At 71.3% G+C, this 18,147-nt stretch carries 16 protein-coding genes, 1 tRNA gene and 1 other RNA gene; 9 read left to right on the plus strand and 9 right to left on the minus strand.

Going from position 1 to position 18,147, the window contains the following annotated elements; translation table 11 throughout:
• Positions 1-34: 34 nt before the first annotated feature.
• The 3 genes from OHS81_RS16280 to ffs all read right to left on the minus strand — a co-directional run bounded on the left by OHS81_RS16280 (position 35) and on the right by ffs (position 3,475).
• Positions 35-385 (minus strand): YbaB/EbfC family nucleoid-associated protein, encoded by a 351-nt coding sequence (locus OHS81_RS16280; protein WP_093484352.1) that lies wholly within the window; start codon positions 383-385, stop codon positions 35-37.
• Between the two features lie 306 nt (positions 386-691).
• On the minus strand, positions 692-3,331 hold the full coding sequence (locus OHS81_RS16285; protein WP_328385482.1) for a DNA polymerase III subunit gamma and tau: 2,640 nt from the start codon (positions 3,329-3,331) through the stop codon (positions 692-694).
• 45 nt (positions 3,332-3,376) lie between these two features.
• An RNA gene (ffs, locus tag OHS81_RS16290) (signal recognition particle sRNA small type) lies at positions 3,377-3,475 on the minus strand.
• 142 nt (positions 3,476-3,617) lie between these two features.
• Here ffs and OHS81_RS16295 point away from each other — a divergent pair.
• From OHS81_RS16295 to OHS81_RS16315, 5 genes are all read left to right on the plus strand, one after another.
• Positions 3,618-3,705 (plus strand) — tRNA-Ser (locus OHS81_RS16295).
• A gap of 396 nt (positions 3,706-4,101) precedes the next feature.
• Entirely contained in the window at positions 4,102-5,076 is a 975-nt protein-coding gene (locus OHS81_RS16300) for a helix-turn-helix domain-containing protein (RefSeq protein ID WP_328385483.1), read from the plus strand.
• Positions 5,077-5,952: 876 nt separating this feature from the next.
• Positions 5,953-6,282, plus strand: coding sequence for a type VII secretion target (locus OHS81_RS16305; protein ID WP_328385484.1), 330 nt, complete (start codon positions 5,953-5,955; stop codon positions 6,280-6,282).
• A gap of 1 nt (position 6,283) precedes the next feature.
• Entirely contained in the window at positions 6,284-7,438 is a 1,155-nt protein-coding gene (locus tag OHS81_RS16310) for a WXG100-like domain-containing protein (protein ID WP_328385485.1), read from the plus strand.
• A complete protein-coding gene (locus OHS81_RS16315; RefSeq protein ID WP_328385486.1) occupies positions 7,435-7,695 on the plus strand; it encodes a hypothetical protein in 261 nt (86 codons plus the stop codon). The genes OHS81_RS16310 and OHS81_RS16315 overlap by 4 nt, the downstream gene beginning before the upstream one ends.
• 74 nt (positions 7,696-7,769) lie before the next feature.
• Here OHS81_RS16315 and OHS81_RS16320 read toward each other — a convergent pair whose 3' ends face one another.
• The 4 genes from OHS81_RS16320 to OHS81_RS16335 form a co-directional block, all read right to left on the minus strand.
• On the minus strand, positions 7,770-9,425 hold the full coding sequence (locus tag OHS81_RS16320) for an APC family permease (protein WP_328385487.1): 1,656 nt from the start codon (positions 9,423-9,425) through the stop codon (positions 7,770-7,772).
• A 177-nt stretch (positions 9,426-9,602) separates the two neighbouring features.
• On the minus strand, positions 9,603-11,444 hold the full coding sequence (locus OHS81_RS16325; RefSeq protein WP_328385488.1) for an ABC transporter ATP-binding protein: 1,842 nt from the start codon (positions 11,442-11,444) through the stop codon (positions 9,603-9,605).
• Positions 11,445-11,779: 335 nt separating this feature from the next.
• A complete protein-coding gene (locus OHS81_RS16330) occupies positions 11,780-11,914 on the minus strand; it encodes a hypothetical protein (protein WP_328385489.1) in 135 nt (44 codons plus the stop codon).
• 279 nt (positions 11,915-12,193) lie between these two features.
• On the minus strand, positions 12,194-13,090 hold the full coding sequence (locus tag OHS81_RS16335; protein WP_328385490.1) for an MBL fold metallo-hydrolase: 897 nt from the start codon (positions 13,088-13,090) through the stop codon (positions 12,194-12,196).
• Positions 13,091-13,218: 128 nt separating this feature from the next.
• Between OHS81_RS16335 and OHS81_RS16340 the strand changes: the two genes are divergently transcribed.
• Both OHS81_RS16340 and OHS81_RS16345 read left to right on the plus strand, forming a co-directional pair.
• On the plus strand, positions 13,219-13,791 hold the full coding sequence (locus OHS81_RS16340; protein WP_328385491.1) for a TetR/AcrR family transcriptional regulator: 573 nt from the start codon (positions 13,219-13,221) through the stop codon (positions 13,789-13,791).
• Positions 13,792-13,798: 7 nt separating this feature from the next.
• Positions 13,799-15,010 carry an SLC13 family permease gene (locus OHS81_RS16345; RefSeq protein ID WP_328391201.1) on the plus strand — a complete coding sequence of 404 codons (1,212 nt, stop codon included), beginning with the start codon at positions 13,799-13,801 and terminating at the stop codon, positions 15,008-15,010.
• 81 nt (positions 15,011-15,091) lie between these two features.
• Here OHS81_RS16345 and OHS81_RS16350 read toward each other — a convergent pair whose 3' ends face one another.
• Complete coding sequence (locus OHS81_RS16350) at positions 15,092-15,256, minus strand: hypothetical protein (protein ID WP_328385492.1); 165 nt, start codon at positions 15,254-15,256, stop codon at positions 15,092-15,094.
• 177 nt (positions 15,257-15,433) lie between these two features.
• Here OHS81_RS16350 and OHS81_RS16355 point away from each other — a divergent pair, with 177 nt between their 5' ends.
• Positions 15,434-16,687, plus strand: a complete 1,254-nt coding sequence (locus tag OHS81_RS16355) for a sensor histidine kinase (protein WP_328385493.1) — start codon at positions 15,434-15,436, stop codon at positions 16,685-16,687.
• The gene (locus tag OHS81_RS16360) at positions 16,675-17,319 is read left to right on the plus strand and encodes a response regulator transcription factor (RefSeq protein WP_328385494.1); all 645 of its coding nucleotides are present in this window, start codon (positions 16,675-16,677) and stop codon (positions 17,317-17,319) included. Before OHS81_RS16355 ends, OHS81_RS16360 begins: the two co-directional genes overlap by 13 nt.
• Before the next feature lie 67 nt (positions 17,320-17,386).
• Here OHS81_RS16360 and OHS81_RS16365 read toward each other — a convergent pair whose 3' ends face one another.
• Positions 17,387-18,109: a TetR/AcrR family transcriptional regulator gene (locus OHS81_RS16365; protein ID WP_328385495.1), complete on the minus strand. Its 723-nt coding sequence runs from the start codon at positions 18,107-18,109 to the stop codon at positions 17,387-17,389.
• Positions 18,110-18,147: the final 38 nt, after the last annotated feature.

An 18,147-nucleotide genomic window follows, 5' to 3' on the forward strand; every position in this document is an offset into this window, starting at 1 on the left:
TTCTGCCGTGATGCGTACGCTAGTTGGCTACTCCTCAGAAGGGGAGACCCGGGATTCCGCCACCGCCCAGCCCCTGGGCGAGCGGACCGAGCTTCTGCTGCTGCAGCTGCTGGGCACTGGCATTGGCATCGCGGACCGCCGCCAGCACGAGGTCGGCGATCGTCTCGGCCGTCTCCTCGGCGGAGTCGGTGTCGACCGCCTTGGGGTCGATGACCAGGCCCGTGAGTTCACCGGAGCCGGTCACCGTGGCCTTGACCAGGCCGCCGCCCGCGGAACCCTCGACGGGTGTCTCCGCGAGCTCCTGCTGGGCGGCCGCGAGGTCCTGCTGCATCTTCTGGGCCTGCTGAAGCAGCTGCTGCATATTGGGCTGACCACCGGGGATCACGACGTGACTCCTGCCATACGACAACGTTTGTGCGGTAGCCCGAGCCTACGTGTTTCACGGGCCCCGCGCCCTACGCCGTAGGGAGGAGCACGGGTGTACGCCTGGTGTACGCCCGCTTACCCGTTCTCCGGCCCTGCGCCCCGGACTTGCCCGCGCACCGGCGCGCTGCCTACGCGGTGCTGCCGCGCCGGCTACGCACCGTGGAAGCCCTCTCCCCTTTGCTTTCCACTCATCCACCCGCTGCTGCTGAGTGACCACTCACTGCTGCTGCACGCCCACTCGTTGTTGCACTCTTCCCGTACGCGACTACTCGTTGTTGAACTCTTCCACCACGGTCGCGCCGAGTTCGCGCACGATCAGGTCGTGGCCGCTGAGTGCGGAGTCGACGAGGTCCGGATCGTCCTCGGCCGGCATGTCGTACTCGATCGATGTCGGCGGGGGCTCCGGCGGCGAGTAGGAGGTCTCCGCCCCGGACGCCGACTGCCCACCGCCCGCGGACGCCGACGGGGAGACGGCCTCCCGCGCCATCCGCGCCCCCTGGCTGCCGCCGGCGCTGCCGCTGCCACTGCCACTGCCACTGCCGGCTGCGCCGCCGCCCTGCCCGTACTGGCTCCCGGACGACGGGGGCGCCGACGGGCCGCTCTGCTGGGGCGGGGACTGTTGCCCGCCCTGCTGTGGCGCGGCGGGCACCCCGCCGCCGAAGCCGCCGCCCCCTCCGCCGCCGAAGCCGCCACCGCCACTACGGGGAGCGCCGCCGGCCGGCGGGTTGGCCCCGCCCGACGGGTCGACGATCGCCTCGACCCGCCACTGCACCTGGAAACGCTCGGCCAGCACGTCCTTGAGGACGTCCTCGCTGCCGCCGTTGGCGAAGCTGTCGCGGGCGCCGGCATTGGGGAAGCCGATCTGGAGCGTCGTGCCGTCGAAGCCGGAGACCTGGGCGTTCTGGCTCAGCAGGATCCACGTGAAGCGCCGGCGGTCCTTCACCGCCTCCAGGATGTCCGGCCACATCTGCCGCACCTGAGCGGCACCCTGCGCCGCCCCCGGGGCCGCCCCGGCCTGCGGCTGCTGGGATACGGAGGGCGCGGGCGGCCCGGCCGCCGGCTCGGGCGAAGGCGCGGGCGCGGGCGACCCGCCCTGGGGCGCCTGGCCCCCCTTCCCCGGCGCCACGGCCGTGGGCCACCCACCGGGCTGCCGCCCGCCACCGGGGCCACTGCCGTCCCCAGGGGCTCCGCTGCCCGCACTGGCTCCGCCGCCGCCATTGCCCCGGCCCGTGCTCCCGGGCCAGGCTCCGGGGCGCGCGCCCCCGCCGTCATGGCCACCGCCCTGCGCCTCGGCCTGCGGAGCGGACGCCGGACCGCCCTGCGGCGCCGCCGCGCCACCGCCGTCACTCACACTCCACTGCTGCTCTCCACCGGACGCCGCCGCGCCGGCCGCCGGCGCACCCTGAGCGGGAGCCGCCGGGGCAGCCGGAGCCGGCGGGGACGGAGCCGGAGCAGGGGGAGCCCCCGCACCGCCCGCCGGACCGCCACCCGCCGTACCGCCGCCCCCGGCACCGCCGCTCACCGCGCCCCGCACCGCGGCACGCGCAGCGGCCGGCCCGGACGGTGCTGCCGGTCCTGACGGCCCGGCCGCCGGCATCGGCGGATGAGCCTCCGGCCCCGGTACATATCCGGCCGCGGGCCCGCCACCGGACGCCACCACGGGCGCCGGGCCGGCCCCGAGGTCTCCCCCGGCGACCGCACCACCGCTCATGCCACCGGCCCCGCCGCCGCCCAGCAGCGCTGCACCGGCGCCACGCTCCAGACGGTCGAGCCGCGCCTGCACCGACCGCTCGTCGTCGTACGCCGCGGGCAGCAGCACCCGCGCACAGATCAACTCCAGCTGCAGCCGCGGCGAGGTCGCCCCGCGCATCTCCGTCAGGCCCGTGTTGACCAGATCGGCGGCCCGGCTCAGCTCAGCCGCCCCGAAGACGGACGCCTGCGCCGTCATCCGCTCCACCACATCCGCGGGGGCGTCGATCAGCCCCTTCTCCCCCGCGTCCGGCACGGCCGCCAGGATCACCAGATCGCGCAGCCGCTCCAGCAGGTCCGCGACGAAACGCCGCGGGTCGTTGCCGCCCTCGATGACCCGGTCCACCATCTCGAAGGCCGCCGCGCCGTCCCCCGCGGCGAACGCCTCCACGATCGAATCCAGCAGCGAGCCGTCGGTGTACCCCAGCAGCGCCGTCGCCATGGCATACGTCACACCGTCCGCACCGGCACCGGCGAGCAGCTGGTCCATCACGGACATCGAGTCACGCACCGACCCGGCCCCGGCGCGCACCACCAGCGGCAGCACCCCGTCCTCGACCGGGATGTCCTCCCGCCCGCACACCTCGGCCAGGTACTCCCGCAGCGTCCCGGGCGGCACCAGCCGGAACGGGTAGTGATGCGTACGCGAGCGGATCGTCCCGATGACCTTCTCGGGCTCCGTCGTCGCGAAGATGAACTTCAGATGCTCCGGCGGCTCCTCGACGACCTTCAGCAGGGCGTTGAAGCCCGCCGAGGTCACCATGTGCGCCTCATCGATGATGTAGATCTTGTACCGGCTGCCGGCCGGCCCGAAGAACGCCTTCTCCCGCAGCTCACGGGCGTCGTCCACGCCACCGTGCGATGCCGCGTCGATCTCGATCACATCGATCGAGCCCCGGCCGTTCCTGGCCAGGTCCAGGCAGGACTGGCACTTCCCGCAGGGCGTGGGGGTGGGACCTTCCTCACAGTTGAGGCAGCGCGCCAGGATCCGCGCACTGGTCGTCTTGCCGCAACCTCGCGGCCCACTGAACAGATAGGCGTGGTTGACCCGGTTGTTCCGCAGTGCCTGCTGCAGCGGATCGGTCACGTGCTCTTGCCCGATGACCTCGGCGAAGGTCTCGGGGCGGTAGCGGCGGTACAGCGCAAGGGACGACACGCATACGACGATATCGGGCCGCACTGACAACTGACGGGCCCCGTAAACGCAAGCGCCCCCCACGCACCCGCCAGAGCCGACCTACCCTTGCTGCCTTCCGGCCCTGGGGGAGTTCAGTCAGATAGCGCCACGTGAGGGGCTGCGCACCACAGTAGCGGATCCCCCGCCCGGGAAACGAACCCACACCCCACCGCGGGCCCGCGCCACCCCCTCACCCACTCCTCACCCAACCCCTCCTCCGGATCATGGTCGCGAGCACTCCTCAACGTCTTGTATTGTTTGCGGCGGAGGATTCGCCTAGTGGCCTAGGGCGCACGCTTGGAAAGCGTGTTGGGGGCAACCCCTCACGAGTTCGAATCTCGTATCCTCCGCCATTGCTCTCACCGGGCAATACGTCGAAGGGCCCCACCGCTTGCGGTGGGGCCCTTCGCGGTTCTCCGGCTCCGCTCTCCGTCTCAGTTCTCGGCTCGGTCGGCCTCGACCGGTCTCGGCAGGCGTCCGAAGCACGTCTGCGATCTGCTGCGCGATCTTGCGGAGCACCGGCCGCGCTCTCCGCCCCGCTCCCGGTCCTGGGTGTCCCGATCCCGTGGCCCGGATGCTCTCGGAACCTCTTGATCAGAGGGCCGGGCAGACCCATGGTGTGCCGGCCCGCACGCGGCCGTGGGCGTCCGCGCTCCCGGCCGCCGCGGCATGGAACCGGGGCCTCCGGCACACCCGTGTACAACTCGACGGGAGCTCTTGACCGCCGGTTCAGAAACGGGGAAAGACTGTTGTTGGACGAGATGGTGTTCCGGACCGATGCTCTGCCTGCGGCGGACCGGTTCGACTACTGGGTCGAGCTGCTGGGCCGCACCCATGCCCCCATGGAGCTGCGCAGCGACCACACCGACGATTTCCGCGCTTCCCAACGCGTGCTGGACCTCGGTGGTGTCACCGTGTGGTCTGCCACCTACCAGCCCCTGGTCTTCCGGCGCACACCGAAGTTGATCCGGCAGTCCGACCCAGAGGCCTACCATCTTTCCCTCGTCGTACAGGGGACCGGGACAGGCGAGTGGAGGCACCGGGAAACCGAGTACGAGCCGCACGACCTGTTCGTCACCTCCACCTCACTGCCGAACGACATCCGCAGCACCGGGGGCCCGGTCACGATCATTGCGCTGGAGACTCCCAAGGCCCTGCTGCCGCTGCCTCGCGACATGGCCCCACGGATAGTCGGGGCGCCGGTGTCGGCCCGGGACGGTATGGGTGCCCTCCTGGCACGGCTTCTCACTCAGCTGACCGCGGACTCGACCGCGTACCAGCCCTCCGACGGACCCCGGCTGGGCACGGTCCTGAACGATCTGGTCGCCGCGCTCTTCGCCCACCTGCTCGAAGCCGGCGACTGTCTCCCCCCGGAGACCCACCGACAGGCCCTCACCTTGCGGATCCAGGCGTTCATCCGGGAGCACCTGCACGACCCGCACCTCACCCCGGCCACCATCGCCGCCGCGCACCACATCTCCACCAGCTACCTGCACCGCCTCTTCCGGGACGAAGACGCCACAGTCGCCGCCTGGATCCGCCGCCTGCGCCTGGAGGCCGCCCGCCGCGACCTCACCGACCCGGCGCTCCACGCCCTCCCCATCCATGCCATCGCCACCCGCCGGGGGTTCCCCCGCGCAACCGACTTCAGCCGCGCCTACCGCGCCGCGTACGGCACCACGCCCAAGGATCACCGGCATCAGGCCCTCAACGGCCACGAGTGAACCCATTGCCAAGACGGTTGTGCACGCAGAGCCAGCGACTCACCGGCCGCGTACCGACATCATGGAGACGCTGGTTCGATCATTGCCTGTGCACGGGCCGGGGGCCTGTCGCGAGGGCGACCTGCCCCGAACGACCAACCAGGCAGTGATCCGCAATCGCCTTATCCACAGGGGGATCCATGCGCACTCTCACATCGTCCGGAGCACTCGTGGCCGCCGACGGCCTCGCCCTCGGCCTGATGGCCGCACCGGCCGATGCGCGCTCCGTACCGCGGCAATACGCAAACCGTCTGCGAGTTCAGGGGTTACCCCGGCGGTGCCAAGGGCTGGACGGCTTGCGGTTTCTCCAGCGAGATGAGGGAAGGCAGGGGATCAATTTCATCGCCATGGCCCGGAAAGGCAGCACCCCTGAAGTGCAAGAGCCGCACCGCGTGGCGGGCCCAGTGCCATGGCTCCTCGTCAACCGGCACCCTCCACACTCCGCCACCCGGCGCGGACCGCCCCCGCCTGCGCCGTTCGGCACCGGTCCCCACGAGGGGAGGGACCGGTGCCGAACGGCGCGGCGCTGTTTCTTCCGAAGTTGCCGTGCCTGCTCAACGGTTGACGTGCGCCGGCCGGGAACACCCGTGGTCGGCGAAGGCGACCGGGACATCGACGTCGGCTCCCGTTCCGTCCGCACTCGTCAGCACGCCGTCGGCCAGGACCACATTCCGCAACGATCGCGCCCGGATTTGGTCATGTGCAGGTTCGGGTTGGTCCATGGAGTTAAAGCACACGCCAATCCCGTATTCCGAAACCGTCAAGGGCCTTCCCTGCGAGCACTCCCCGACGTACCCCTTGAGGGCTTGTGGGTGTGGCGAACAGGGGGGAAGCGGGATGAGTGGGCAATTCGGTGTCGATCCGACAGTGCTGACGGAACTGGCAGGCACATTCGACCGGGAAGCGAAGGATCTGGCCGCCCCGGTCCATTCGTTCGCGGCGTCATCGTCGGAGGTCGGAGAGGCGTTCGGCGTCCTCGGTGCCTGTGACGGCGCCATGGAGAAGTATCAGAAGCTGCTGAGCAGCACCGTCAAGGCTCTGGGGCACCTTCCCGAAGTACTCAAGAGCGACGCTGACCGGCTGCGGATCAACGCCTCCCACTACCAGGACGCGGACCAGGCCGCCATCGGTCACCTGCGGTCCGTGCCCCGGTACCAGGGGGCCTGAGGTGAGCATCAACAGCTGGATCGACGGCAAGGTCCTGGAGATCCTTCAGGCATTCGGTGTGGATCTTCCCGGAGGCAACGGCGACACGCTCCGTTCGATCGCCCGTGGTTGGGACTCCATGGGCACCGAACTGACCGGGGCCGTACGGGCCCTCGACCGCGCCGTCGCGGGTGTCGACAAGCAGGGCTGGCACGGTGCGGCCCACGATGCCTTCGAGAAGCACTGGCAGGACCAGAAGAAGACCCTCACCGACGCCGCGAAAAATTTCCACCATGTCGCCGACGGGTTGCGGAACTTCGCCGATGAGATCGACAAAATCAATGAAGAGATCATCGATATCTGCGTCCAGATCGCCGAGATGGAAGTGCTCGGCGCCGCACTGTCCGCCTTCACCGGATTCCTCTCCGACCTCGTCGCCAATACGGCCGTTGCCGCGAAGGTCGCCAAGATCGTGGACCTGGTCAAGCTGTTCACCTCGGCGGCCGAGAAGGTGGCGGCCCTGCTGGAGCGCTTCGCCGGGCTCAGCGCCGAGACCGCGGCGACGCTGGAGAAGATGCTCTCCACGGTGGCCCGGCTCAGCGCCAAGTTCGCCACGAAGACCGGGGAGAGCTTCGCGACGAACTTCGTCGCCGACTCGGCCAGCTCGATGCTGAACCAGGCGGTCACCGGACAACAGGTGACGGTCGGGGACGACCTCGTCAACGGCAGCCGGGCCGCGCTCGGGACGGCGCTGTTCACCGGAGGCAGCGCGACGCTGGCGGACGCTGCGGGCGCGACCGGGGTGGCCGGCCGGATGCTGAGAGGGGACGGCCTGCTCGGCACCACCGTGAACGGCGCGGCCGGCAATGTGACAGGCGGGCTCACCGCGGACGTCTGGTCCGGCAAGGACGGGTCGACCAGCGCATGGGACGCGGGGACGAACGCCCTCACCGGTGGGCTCGGAAACGCCCAGAATCACGGTGTCCACCACGCTCTGGAGCAGCACGGGAGTCTCGGCGGCGAAAACCTCAGCGACCGGGGCAAGCTCGCCGACGGCGCGTTCAAGAACGTGGTGGACACGGGCTTGAACACGGGTGTCTACGGGGCGGGTTCTGGCATCGAGTCGGATGCCCAGAGCCTGGTCGAGGACGAGAAGAAGATGGCCAAGGGCGAATGAGAGCTGTCGGCGACGTGACACTTGCGGCCGTCTGGCACCCGGATCCGCACCACCCCATCACCTGGGCCATGTTTTTCGGGGCGCTCATCGTGGTGGCCGGGAGCGCGATGGTCCTCATCGGTGTGTTCGCGGCGGTCGACACCTGGCGCAAGGCCGGACGGCCGCGTGGCGATTCCCTGCGCGGGGTGCTCCTCGGCGGGGGCTGCTGTCTGGTGGCGGGTCTTGTGGTCGCCGCCTTCGGTATCTGGCTGTACTGACCGTCGTCGAGAAGTCGGGAGCCTGGAGGCCGGGAGCCGGGAGCCTGGAGGCCGGGAGCCGGGAGCCGGGAAGATTACTGTGCTGAGGCGGCGGGTGGGGGGACCGATTCGTCCGCCTCCTCATGCTGCACGGCGGCCTCGACCGCCTCGGGGGGCATGGCCATGCCTACGGCGGTGTAGAAGATGGCGAGGCTGAAGACGATCACGATGGCCAGGTCCCACCAGGCGGGGAGTGCGCGGGTGCCGCCGTAGCGGCCGAAGTGGCCGATGAGGATCATGCCGCCGAGCCAGGGCCACACCCAGGCGGCCGATTTTGCGCGCAGCCCGCTGCGTTCGGCGGCGGGAATGCCGCGGCGGGTGAGCGCCAGGACGACGAAGCCGAGCAGGGCGGCGATACCGAGCTTCCAGTCCGCCTCGTAGCCGGACCAGTAGAAGATCAAGTTGGCGAAGACGAAGCCGGCGGGGGCCAGTACGGGTCCGGCGGGGAGCCGGTAGGGGCGGTTCCGGCCGCCGTCCTGTACGCGGAGGGCGTACAGCGCCACCGGCGCGAAGGCATACATGATCGCCGCCGCCGACGTGACCACGCTCACCAGCGCCTGCCAGCTGGGAAACGGCAGGAACGCGATCTCGCCGACCACGAAGGCGAGGAGGATCGAGACGACGGGTACCCGGCTGCGGCCGACCTGGGTGAGGGCTTGGGGCAGGACCCGTTCGCGTCCCATGGCGTAGGAGAGACGCGCGGCGCCGGCCATGTAGACCAGGCCGGTGCCCGCCGGGGAGATGACGGCGTCGACGTAGAGGATGGTCGCCAGCCAGCCGGCCCCGACGAAGGTGGCGAGCGTGGCGTAGGGGCCGAAGTTGCCCTTGCCCACGGGGTTGTCCCAGCTGTGGGTCACGGCGTCGGGGTTCAGGGCGGCGATGAAGGCGATCTGCAGCAGGAGGTAGAGCGCGGTACCGACCGCCATGGCCACGATCACCGCCCGGGAGACATCACGCTGCGGGTCGCGCGCCTCACCGGCCAGCTGGATGGCCTGTTCGAAGCCCAGCAGCGCGAACACCACACCGGCGGGCAGGGCGGCGAAGACCCCGTGCGCGCCGTGCGGTGCGAAGCCGCCGCCCGCGGTGAAGTTCGAGCCGTGGAAGGACAGGGCCATCAAGACCACCACGGTCAGCAGCGGTACGGCCGTCTTCACCACCGCGGTGACCGAGTTGATCCCGGACAGCAGGCGTACGCCGAGGACGTTGATGAGCGTGAAGATCAGCATGAAGACGCTGGCGATCAGCAGGCCGGCCGCGGTGAGGGTGCCGTTCGGGTGCAGGACGTGGACCCGGTCGTGGACCCAGCCGATGCGGTCCATGTACGAGAGTGTGGCCTCGACCTCGATCGGTGAGATCAGGACCGAGCGCAGCCAGGACATCCAGCCCGCGGTGAAGCCGACCAGGGGGCCGAAGGCGAAGAAGGGGAACCGGGCGGTGCCGCCCGCGATCGGGTAGGTGGCGCCCAGTTCCGCGTGGGCCAGCGCGAGCACGGCGAGCATCGTGGACGCCAGGACCCAGGAGATCAGCGATGCCGGTCCGGCGATGACGGCGGTGGTCAGGGCGCCGAGCAGCCAGCCGGAGCCGATGATCGATCCCAGGGAGATGAACATCAGCCCCCAGAACCCGACCGCCCGGTGGAGGTGGCGGGTTCCGGTGGCGCTGTCACTCCCCGCTGCGGATGGCCTGGTCACGCGCGCTCCTGGTTCACGGGACCATCTTGGTCCCGGGAGGCGGACCAGACGCGTATGCACTGTGCGTGTCGCCGTGCATACCGAGAGTGAGAAGGGGGGGCGCGGTCGTGGCCGTGCCGGTCGTGGCCGCGGCGGTGGCGGTCCCGGCGGTGCCCAGGTGCCGGTTACCGCCAGTGGCTAGTGGCTGCCCGACGGGCGGGCGACGGGGTGCGGGGAGCCGTTGCGGGGTGGCGGGTGGGCGTGGAAGAGGGTGGCGTACAGGCCGTGGTCGGCGAGGAGCTGGGCGTGCCGGCCCGACTCCACCAGGCGTCCCTCGTCCAGGACCAGGATGCGGTCGGCGTCCGTGGCGAGGTCCAGGTCATGGGTGATCACGAGGGTGGTGCGGCCTTCGGCGAGGCGCCGCAGCGGGCCGAGGATGCGCTGGGTGGCCAGGGCGTCCAGGCCGGTGGTGGGCTCGTCGAGGATGAGCACGGGGGCGTTGCGCAGCATGGCGCGGGCGATCGCGATGCGCTGCAGCTGGCCGCCGGAGAGCCGGGAGGTGCCGGGGGCGATGACGGTGTCGTAGCCGTCGGGGAGGGCGGAGATGAACCCGTCGGCGTCGGCGGCCCGGGCGGCGTCGACGACGTCGTGGTGCGTCACGTCGTCGCGTCCGCAGGCGATGTTCTCCTCCACCGTGTCGTGCAGGACGAGGGTGTCCTGGGGCAGCAGGGTGATGTTCCGGCGGAGCTGGGCGAGCGGCAGCCGGTTCACGGGGATGCCGTCCAGCCGGACGCTGCCGGTGTCCGGGTCGTAGAACCGCAGCAGCAGGGCGGCCAGGGTCGACTTGCCCGCGCCGCTGGGGCCGGTGATCACCACCAGTTCCCCGGGTACCGCGGTGAAGGAGAAGTCCTGGAGTACGTCTTCCGTGCCGCCGGGGTAACGGAAGCCGACCCGGCACACCTCCACCGCACCGACGGCGCGCGCCGGTGCCGGCACGACAACCGCGGGGTCGGGGTCGTTGACGGAGGGCGGGGCGTCAAGGATCTCCAGCAGGCGCTCGGCCCCGGCGGTCGCTTCGGTGACCGTCAGACCGAGCTGGCCGAGGTCGCGGATCGGCGGGTAGAGGTAGCCGACGAATGCGGCGAATGCCAGGAGCTGCCCCAGCGACATCCGTCCCGCGGAGATCTCCCACGCGCCCAGGCCGATGATCGCCAGGACGCAGAGCGTTTCCAGGACCTCGACCAGCTGCCCGTACAGCTGGTTGAGACGGGCGCTGGTCACCGATGCCCGCAGCCAGTTGCGCGCTTCGCGGCGGAGCCGTTCCTGTTCGTCCCGCTGCCGGTTGTAGGCCTGCGTGAGGACGACGTTGACCAGCCCTTCTTCGACCACCGAGGTGATGGCGCCGTCCGCCGCCCGTTCCCGGCGGGACACCTCCTTGACCCGGCCGGTGAAGCGGGTGGTGGCGAGCCAGAACAGCGGGGCCAGGGCGAAGGTCGCGAGCGCCAGGTCCCAGCGCAGCCAGAGCGCGGCTCCGGCGTAGAAGATGACGCCGAATCCGGCGGTGGCCACCTGGACGAGGCCGGAGACCACGAGTTGTTCGATGGCGTCGACGTCGCCGGTCAGCCGCTCGACCAGGTCACCGCGGCGGTTGCGCTGGAAGAAGTGCGGCGGCAGCGTCTGGAGATGGGCGAAGATGCGGGCGCGCAGCCGCATCACAAAGCGTTCCGCCGTCCAGGCGGCGAGTGAGCCGCCGAGGTACCCGACGATCGCGCCGGCGACGGCGACGCCGAGCCACAGCCCGGCAGGTCTCCAGAAGGCGCTGACCGAGCCCTGCTGCAGGGCGTTGTCGGTGAGTTCGGCGAAGAGGAGGATGGCCACGGTCTCCGCGAGTGCGGCGACGATGGCACTCAGGATGACCAGGGCGATCCAGCGCCGGTCGCCCCGGGTCAGCGGCCAGAAGCGCCGTACCGCTTCCTTGAAGCCCACCCGTCTGGTGCGGATGGAGTTGTCCGCCACAAGTGCACGGAACACCCGGTCCATGGCGGGGTCCGGGTCCGGGGCCGGCTGCGACCGGGCCCGCGCACCGCTGACGGGTTCGCTGGTGTCGGTGGAGGGAGTGGAGGGGGTGGATGGGGTGGAGTGGTCGCCGGCATCGTGCGGCAGTGCCGAATTCTCTCCAACGGGCCCTGATTCCGTGCCTCGTTGGGGCGATGCTGCGGGGCGCTCTCCGCGCCGGCGTGAGCTACGCAGGTGCATGTCGCTACGTCATCTCGTCGCTGGTGGGGTAGTTGAGCGGAACCACGAGGCACCGCCCCCTAAAATGACGAGGCAAACTCGCGCCGTACGCGAGCCTGCCTCGAACTCAGAGGTGTGCGTCAGTAGCCGTAGCCGTAACCGCGCCCGCGGCCTCGACGGAACCTCCTGCGGCGCCTGCGGCGGTCGTGGTCGTGGTCGTGCCAGTCGTCATAGTCGCGGCGACGCCTTCTGGGGAAGACCTTGCGGAAGCTCATACCCGCCTCCTCGTTGGCTTTTCCTTGTTGTCGAACCGTTACCGGCTCCGACAACTCCCAAGCTACGACGCTCAACTGTCCCCAACAAGGCGAAATGCGTGAAAATTCAGACATAAGCCGAATTTCTTATTAAACGTGGCTGAGAGTGGCGAGGGATCACTCTCCGGAGGGCATGCGCGGGGCGGGAAACGGCGTGCCGACGGCGACAACCGGCAGGGCAGCGGCCCGGCAGGGCACCGGCAGGGCAGCGGCAGGGCAGCGGCGGCAAGGGGGTCAGGCTCAGTCCGGGGCGACGGGGGAGAGCCGGTAGGCGTCACCCTCGGCGATGACGCGGCCTGCCGTGGGCGGCGGGAAGTGGCTGCCCAGGAGCAGGGTGTCGGTACCGGCGAGCGAGGCGAGGAGGCTACGGCGGGTCCTGGCGGCCTGTGCGGGGTCGACGTCCGCGCAGCTGCAGATGTCGGGGCGCGGCAGCTGGACCGGGTGGTGGATGCAGTCGCCGGTGATCAGGGCCGTCTGCCCGGCGCTGCGCAGCTCCACGGCGAACTGGCCGGGCGTGTGTCCGGGGGTGGGCAGGAGCCGGACGCCGGGAGCGACCGTGGCGCCTTCGCCGGACACCTCGACCAGGTCGAGCAGTCCGGCGTCGCGGACGGGGTGGACGGAGTCCCGGAACATCTGACGGCGGGCGTCGTCCAGGTCCTGGCCCGACCAGTGGTCCCACTCCGTGCGTGCCGCCAGATAGCGGGCGTGGGGGAAGGTGGGGACCCAATCACCCTTGTCGGCACGGGTGTTCCAGCCGACGTGATCGGCGTGCAGATGGGTGAGGAGGACCAGATCCACCGCGTCCGGGGCGAAGCCGGCCGCCGCCAGACGCGGGAGGTAGTCGCTGTCCAGGTGGTCCCAGGCCGGGTTGGTCCGGGGTTTGCCGTTGCCGATTCCGGTGTCGACGAGCAGGCGCAGCCCCTGCACCTCTATCGCGAAACTGTGCGTGGCCAGGCGGAGGGTGCCGTCGTGGTCGGTGAAATCCCGCTGCAGCCAGGGCGCTTGGGCCACCACGTCCGGAGTGGCGTCGGGCAGCAGCCATCGGCCGGTCGGTGCGGGGAGCGCGGTCTCGTCGATACGGCGGACGGTGATCTCACCCACCGTCCAGGCGGGGACCGCGTCACTGACGGCAGGCATGAGGTGTCCTCTCCGCGAACCAAAGGCAATTCCTTTGCGTTAAGTCCACGCTACCGCGCTCGCGACGCTAACGCAAACGCATTGCTTTTATGTGGACCCGCGCGGCTCCGAGCCCTTAAGGTGGAGCCATGAGCCCCAGGCCGATGACCCGCCCCGGGGGACGCAGTGCCCGCGTCCAGGAATCGGTGCACGCAGCCGTGCGCGCCCTCGAAGCCGAAGAGGGCCGTGCGGCGCTGACGGTTCCCCTGGTCGCCGCTCGCGCCGGGGTCACGCCGTCGACGATCTACCGCCGGTGGGGAGACCTCCAGGAGCTGCTGTCCGACGTGGCCGTCGAGCGCCTGCGTCCGGAGGCACCACCCGCCGATCACGGAGCGCTGCGCACGGACCTGGAGGCATGGGCCGAACAGTTCCTGGAGGAGATGGCCTCGCCCCCGGGGCGGGCCTACCTCCGCGACGCGCTCGCCGGCGATCCGGACGGCAGCAATGCGGGCCAGTGCTCGGCCTACGCCGCCGAGCAGGTGAACGTCATCCTCGCCCGCGCCGCCGAGCGCGGCGAGCCGGCCCCGGACACCGAACTCGTGATGGACCACATCGTCGCCCCCATGATGTACCGGCTGGTCTTCCGGCCGGGCCCGACGGACGCGGCGTATGCGCGCGGCCTCGTGGAGGCCACCCTCTCCGGGCTGATGCCACGGCACTGACCCCGTTCTGGTGCTGGTGTGTGCCGTGAGCCGGCCGTTCCGGCTGCCCGAGGCGGTCTTCGCGGTGCCGGCCGCCGCCGTGGTGATCGTGGCCGGGGTGATCCCGTTGGCCCATGTCCGCGACGAGGCGGAGCGGCTGGGGCCGGTGATCGGCTTTCTCGCCGCGGTGCTGATCCTCGCCGGACTCTGCGACGACGAGGGGCTTTCCCACGCCTGTGGCACCTGGATGGCGCGCTGGTCGGCGGGGCGGCCCAGCCGTCTGCTGGGCGCGGTCTTCGCCCTCGCGTCGGCCATCACGGCCGTGCTGAGCCTGGACGCCACCGTCGTCCTGCTGACCCCCGTCGTGTTCGCCACCGCCGCGCACATGGGTGCCCGTCCCAAACCCCATGTATACGCCTGCACCCATCTGTCGAACACCGCGTCGCTGCTGCTGCCCGTCTCCAATCTGACGAACCTGCTGGCCTTCACGGCGAGCGGGCTGAGCTTCACCCGGTTCGGCGCGCTGATGGCGCTGCCGTGGGCGGTCGCGATCGGCGTCGAATACCTGGTCTTCCGCCGCTTCTTCGCCGCTGACCTGCGCGCCCCGACACCCGGCCCGGACCCCGCCGAGCCCCCCGAGCTGCCGCTGTTCGCCCTGGTGACGGTGGCCTGCACGCTCGCCGGTTTCGCGCTGACCTCCGCGCTGGGCATCAATCCGGCCTGGGCCGCTGCGGCCGGCGCCCTCGTCATGGCGGTCCGTGCGCTCGCCCGGCGCGACACCACCCCGGCCGCCGTCGTCCGGGCCGCCGGGCTGCCGTTCCTCGCGTTCGTGCTGGCCCTGGGCATCGTCGTGCGCGCGGTCGTCGACAACGGGCGCGCCGATGCGCTCGGGCATCTGCTGCCCGACGGCACCTCGCTCCCCGCCCTGCTCGGCATCGCCGCGCTGGCCGCCGCACTCGCCAACATGATCAACAACCTGCCCGCGGTACTGGTCCTGGTGCCGCTGGCCGCGCCGAGCGGCCCCGGTGCCGTCCTCGCCGTGCTCCTCGGCGTGAACATCGGCCCCAACCTCACCTACGCCGGATCGCTGGCCACCCTGCTGTGGCGGCGCATCGTCCACCACCACGAGCACGACGTCGCCCTCAAGGAATTCACCCGGCTCGGTCTGCTCACCGTGCCCGCCGCCCTGGGCCTGGCCACGGTGGCGCTGTGGGGCTCTCTCCAGCTCATCGGCAGCTGACCCGGCGGCCGATGCCGACCCGTCGGGCGTCAGGACCGCTTGGTGCGCCTCAGGATCAGGTCCGCTTGGTGCTGCTCAGGATCAGGTCCGCTTGGTGCGCCTCAGGAACAGCCCCACCCCCGACCCGATCGCCACCACGCCCGTGCCAACGCTGATCAGCACCTGCTGCACCCCGTCGAAGGCGAAGCTGGTGGAGACATTGACGAGGACGGCGAGGCAGAGCACACACCAGAGCAGGGCCTTCATGGGAGTTCCTTCCGCAGGGAGGTGAACAGAGGTGAACGTCTGTGGCACCGACGATGCCGCGGCCGGGCCGCCGGTTCGAGGGAGCGTCCTCCCGAATGCGGGGTGGAGTGCGCTACACCCCCGGCCCGGTGGCTCACTCCCGCGCGGTGGCCGGGGCGGGCCGTCTAGCCTGTGCCCATGGGGGAGACGGTCGGGCGGGCGGGGCAGGCCACGGTTCAGCTGCTGGTATCGGCCGGGCTGGCCCTGGTGTCGTATCTCTTCCTCGCCTTGCTGCTGTTCACCGCTGTCGTGACGCTCCTCGTGGTCGGTGCGGGGGTGCTGCCCGAGACGGTCCTGATGCTGCGCAGGATGGCCGGGTACAAGCGGCGGCGGGTGGCGGCCTGGACGGGTGAAGCGGTCCCCGAGGCGTATCTGCCGCTCACCGGGGAGCTGTTCGAGCGGGTGCGTACGGCGGCCGCGGACCCGGGCACCTACCGGGATCTGCGCTGGCTCGCCGCCCATTTCGGCTACGGCTTGCTGCTGCCCTACCTGTCGCTGCCGCTCTGGGCCCTCGGTCTCCTCACCGACGGGGTGTGGTGCGGACTGCTGCGGCGCCCGGCCGTTGTCCTGCCGCTGATCCGGCGCCTCGCCGACCTCGACGCGGCCTGGTCACGTGCGCTGCTGCTGCCGTCCCCGGACAGCCGGCGCACCGCCCTGCTCGCCGAGCGCGTCGAGGAGCTGACCGTCACCCGGGCCGGCGCCGTCGCCGCGCACGGCGCCGAACTGCGGCGTATCGAACGGGATCTGCACGACGGCGCCCAGGCCCGGCTGGTGGCGCTGTCGATGCGGGTGGGGCTGGCCAAGCGGGCGTACGACACGAACCCCGAGATGGCGCGCAGGCTCCTCGACGACGCCCAGGACCAGGCAGAAGAGGCCCTTACCGAGCTGCGCCATGTCGTACGCGGCATCCATCCGCCGATCCTCACCGACCGGGGTCTGGTGGGGGCGGTGCGGGCGCTGGCGGCGAGCAGCGGGCTCGATGTGGCGGTGCGCGCGGACTCGGTGGAGGAGGGCCCGCGCGCCCCGGCGGCGGTCGAGGCGGCCGCGTACTTCGTCGTCGCCGAGGCGCTGACCAACGCCGCGAAGCACAGCGGGGCGGATCGTGCCGTGGTGGAACTGGTCCGTGGGGACGGCCTGTTGGCGATGTCGGTCCGCGACGAGGGCCGCGGCGGCGCCGGGGTCGGCTCTCCTGGGGAAGGGGTTGGGACCACCGGCTCCCCCGGGGAAAGCTCAGAGACCCACTCCCCCAGGGAAAGCTCCGCCGGAGCGCCAGGAGGCAGCGGGCTGCTCGGCATCCGGCGGCGGGTCGCTGCGCTCGACGGGACCGTGGAAGTGACCAGCCCCGTCGGGGGCCCGACCGTGATCGAAGTGGAGCTGCCGTGCGTGTGGTGATCGGTGAGGACAACGCCCTGCTGAGGGAGGGCCTGGTGCTGCTGCTGACCTCCGCCGGGCACGAGGTGGTGGCGGTCGCGGCCAGCGGGCCCGAGGTGCTGCCCGCGCTGCTCGCCCACCGCCCGGATGCCGCGGTGCTGGATGTCCGGATGCCCCCCTCCTTCCGTGACGAGGGGCTGCGCGCGGCGCTGGCGGCGCGGCGGGAGATACCCGGTCTGCCGGTTCTGGTGCTGTCGCAGTACGTGGAGGAGACCTACGCCGTGGAGTTGCTGGGCGGTGGCGCCGGCGGGGTCGGCTATCTGCTGAAGGACCGGGTGGGGCGGGTCGACGAGTTCCTGAGCGCGCTGGAACGCGTCGCGGCGGGCGGCACCGCGCTGGACCCCGAGGTGGTCACGGAGCTGCTGACCCGGCGCCGCGACGCTCCCCTCGATGCCCTGACGCCGCGCGAACGTGAGGTGCTGCAGCTCATGGCCCAGGGCCGGGACAACGCGACGATCGCGCAGTTGCTGGTGGTGTCGGACCGCGCGGTGAGCAAGCACATCGGAAATATCTTCGCGAAGCTGGGACTGCCGGCGAGCGACAGCGGGCACCGACGGGTGCTGGCGGTGCTGGCGTACCTGAACGGGCGGTAGGCGCGGCCACGACGGCGGGGCGGAGGCCCTGAGACGGCGGGGCGGCACCGATGGCCCCGGCCGGCGGTCAGCTGCCGGTGGGTGGGGGCGGGGGCGTGGGACCCGGCCCGGTGGCCCGCAGTCCTTCGATGAGCAGCCGCAGGCCGAAGGCGAAGTGCGCGGCGAAATCCGTGCCGGCGAACACCGGCAGCGCGGGGGCGAGATGGGGGTACTGCGTCGGCGTCACCGCGGCGCGCAGCCGGTCGGGGTCCGCCGGGCCGTCGCCTGCGACCTGGAGGGCGGCCTGCTCCTCCAGGGTGTGGCCGATGGTGAAGTGGACGACCGCGAGGGCGGCGCGGGCGGCGTCGTCGGGGGCGAAGTCCGCCTCCCGCAGCACACCGATGAGGGTGTCGGCGAAGCCGAGGGTGTGGCTGCCGGTGGAGTGCGTACCGGCGTAGACGCGGGCCCCGTCCCGGCGGCCGAGGAGCGCCGCACGCATCCGGCGGGCCAGTTCGGCCAGGCGCTCGCTCCAGTCCGCCGGGGGGAGCGGCCGTTCGAGGCAGCCGGCCAGCAGCGCTTCGGCCATGGCGGTCAGCAGCTCGTGCTTGGTCGCGAAGTAGCGGTACAGCGCACCGGCCCGTACGTCCATGGCCTCGGCCAGCCGGCGCATGGTGAGTGCGTCGAGCCCGACCTCGTCCAGCAGCGCCAGGGCGACTTCGACGGTGCGCGCCTGGTCGAGCTTCGGGGGCCGGCCCCGGCTCGTGACAGCGGCACGGGCGGCGGGCGAGCTGGGGGTTGACGCGGCACTCATGGATCTCACTATAGTGAACATCGTTCACCTGAACGTTG

Origin of the sequence: Streptomyces sp. NBC_00400 (assembly GCF_036048035.1) — a bacterium.
Taxonomy (GTDB): Bacteria; Actinomycetota; Actinomycetes; order Streptomycetales; family Streptomycetaceae; genus Streptomyces.

What these genes read in the sequence shown, in the direction of transcription:
- OHS81_RS16325 (WP_328385488.1), bottom strand. Translation starts at nt 11,444, where the DNA reads ATGGACCGGGTGTTCCGTGCACTTGTGGCGGACAACTCCATCCGCACC.
- OHS81_RS16330 (WP_328385489.1), bottom strand. Translation starts at nt 11,914, where the DNA reads ATGAGCTTCCGCAAGGTCTTCCCCAGAAGGCGTCGCCGCGACTATGAC.
- OHS81_RS16305 (WP_328385484.1), top strand. Translation starts at nt 5,953, where the DNA reads ATGAGTGGGCAATTCGGTGTCGATCCGACAGTGCTGACGGAACTGGCA.
- OHS81_RS16340 (WP_328385491.1), top strand. Translation starts at nt 13,219, where the DNA reads ATGAGCCCCAGGCCGATGACCCGCCCCGGGGGACGCAGTGCCCGCGTC.
- OHS81_RS16355 (WP_328385493.1), top strand. Translation starts at nt 15,434, where the DNA reads ATGGGGGAGACGGTCGGGCGGGCGGGGCAGGCCACGGTTCAGCTGCTG.
- OHS81_RS16335 (WP_328385490.1), bottom strand. Translation starts at nt 13,090, where the DNA reads ATGCCTGCCGTCAGTGACGCGGTCCCCGCCTGGACGGTGGGTGAGATC.
- OHS81_RS16315 (WP_328385486.1), top strand. Translation starts at nt 7,435, where the DNA reads ATGAGAGCTGTCGGCGACGTGACACTTGCGGCCGTCTGGCACCCGGAT.
- OHS81_RS16365 (WP_328385495.1), bottom strand. Translation starts at nt 18,109, where the DNA reads ATGAGTGCCGCGTCAACCCCCAGCTCGCCCGCCGCCCGTGCCGCTGTC.
- OHS81_RS16350 (WP_328385492.1), bottom strand. Translation starts at nt 15,256, where the DNA reads ATGAAGGCCCTGCTCTGGTGTGTGCTCTGCCTCGCCGTCCTCGTCAAT.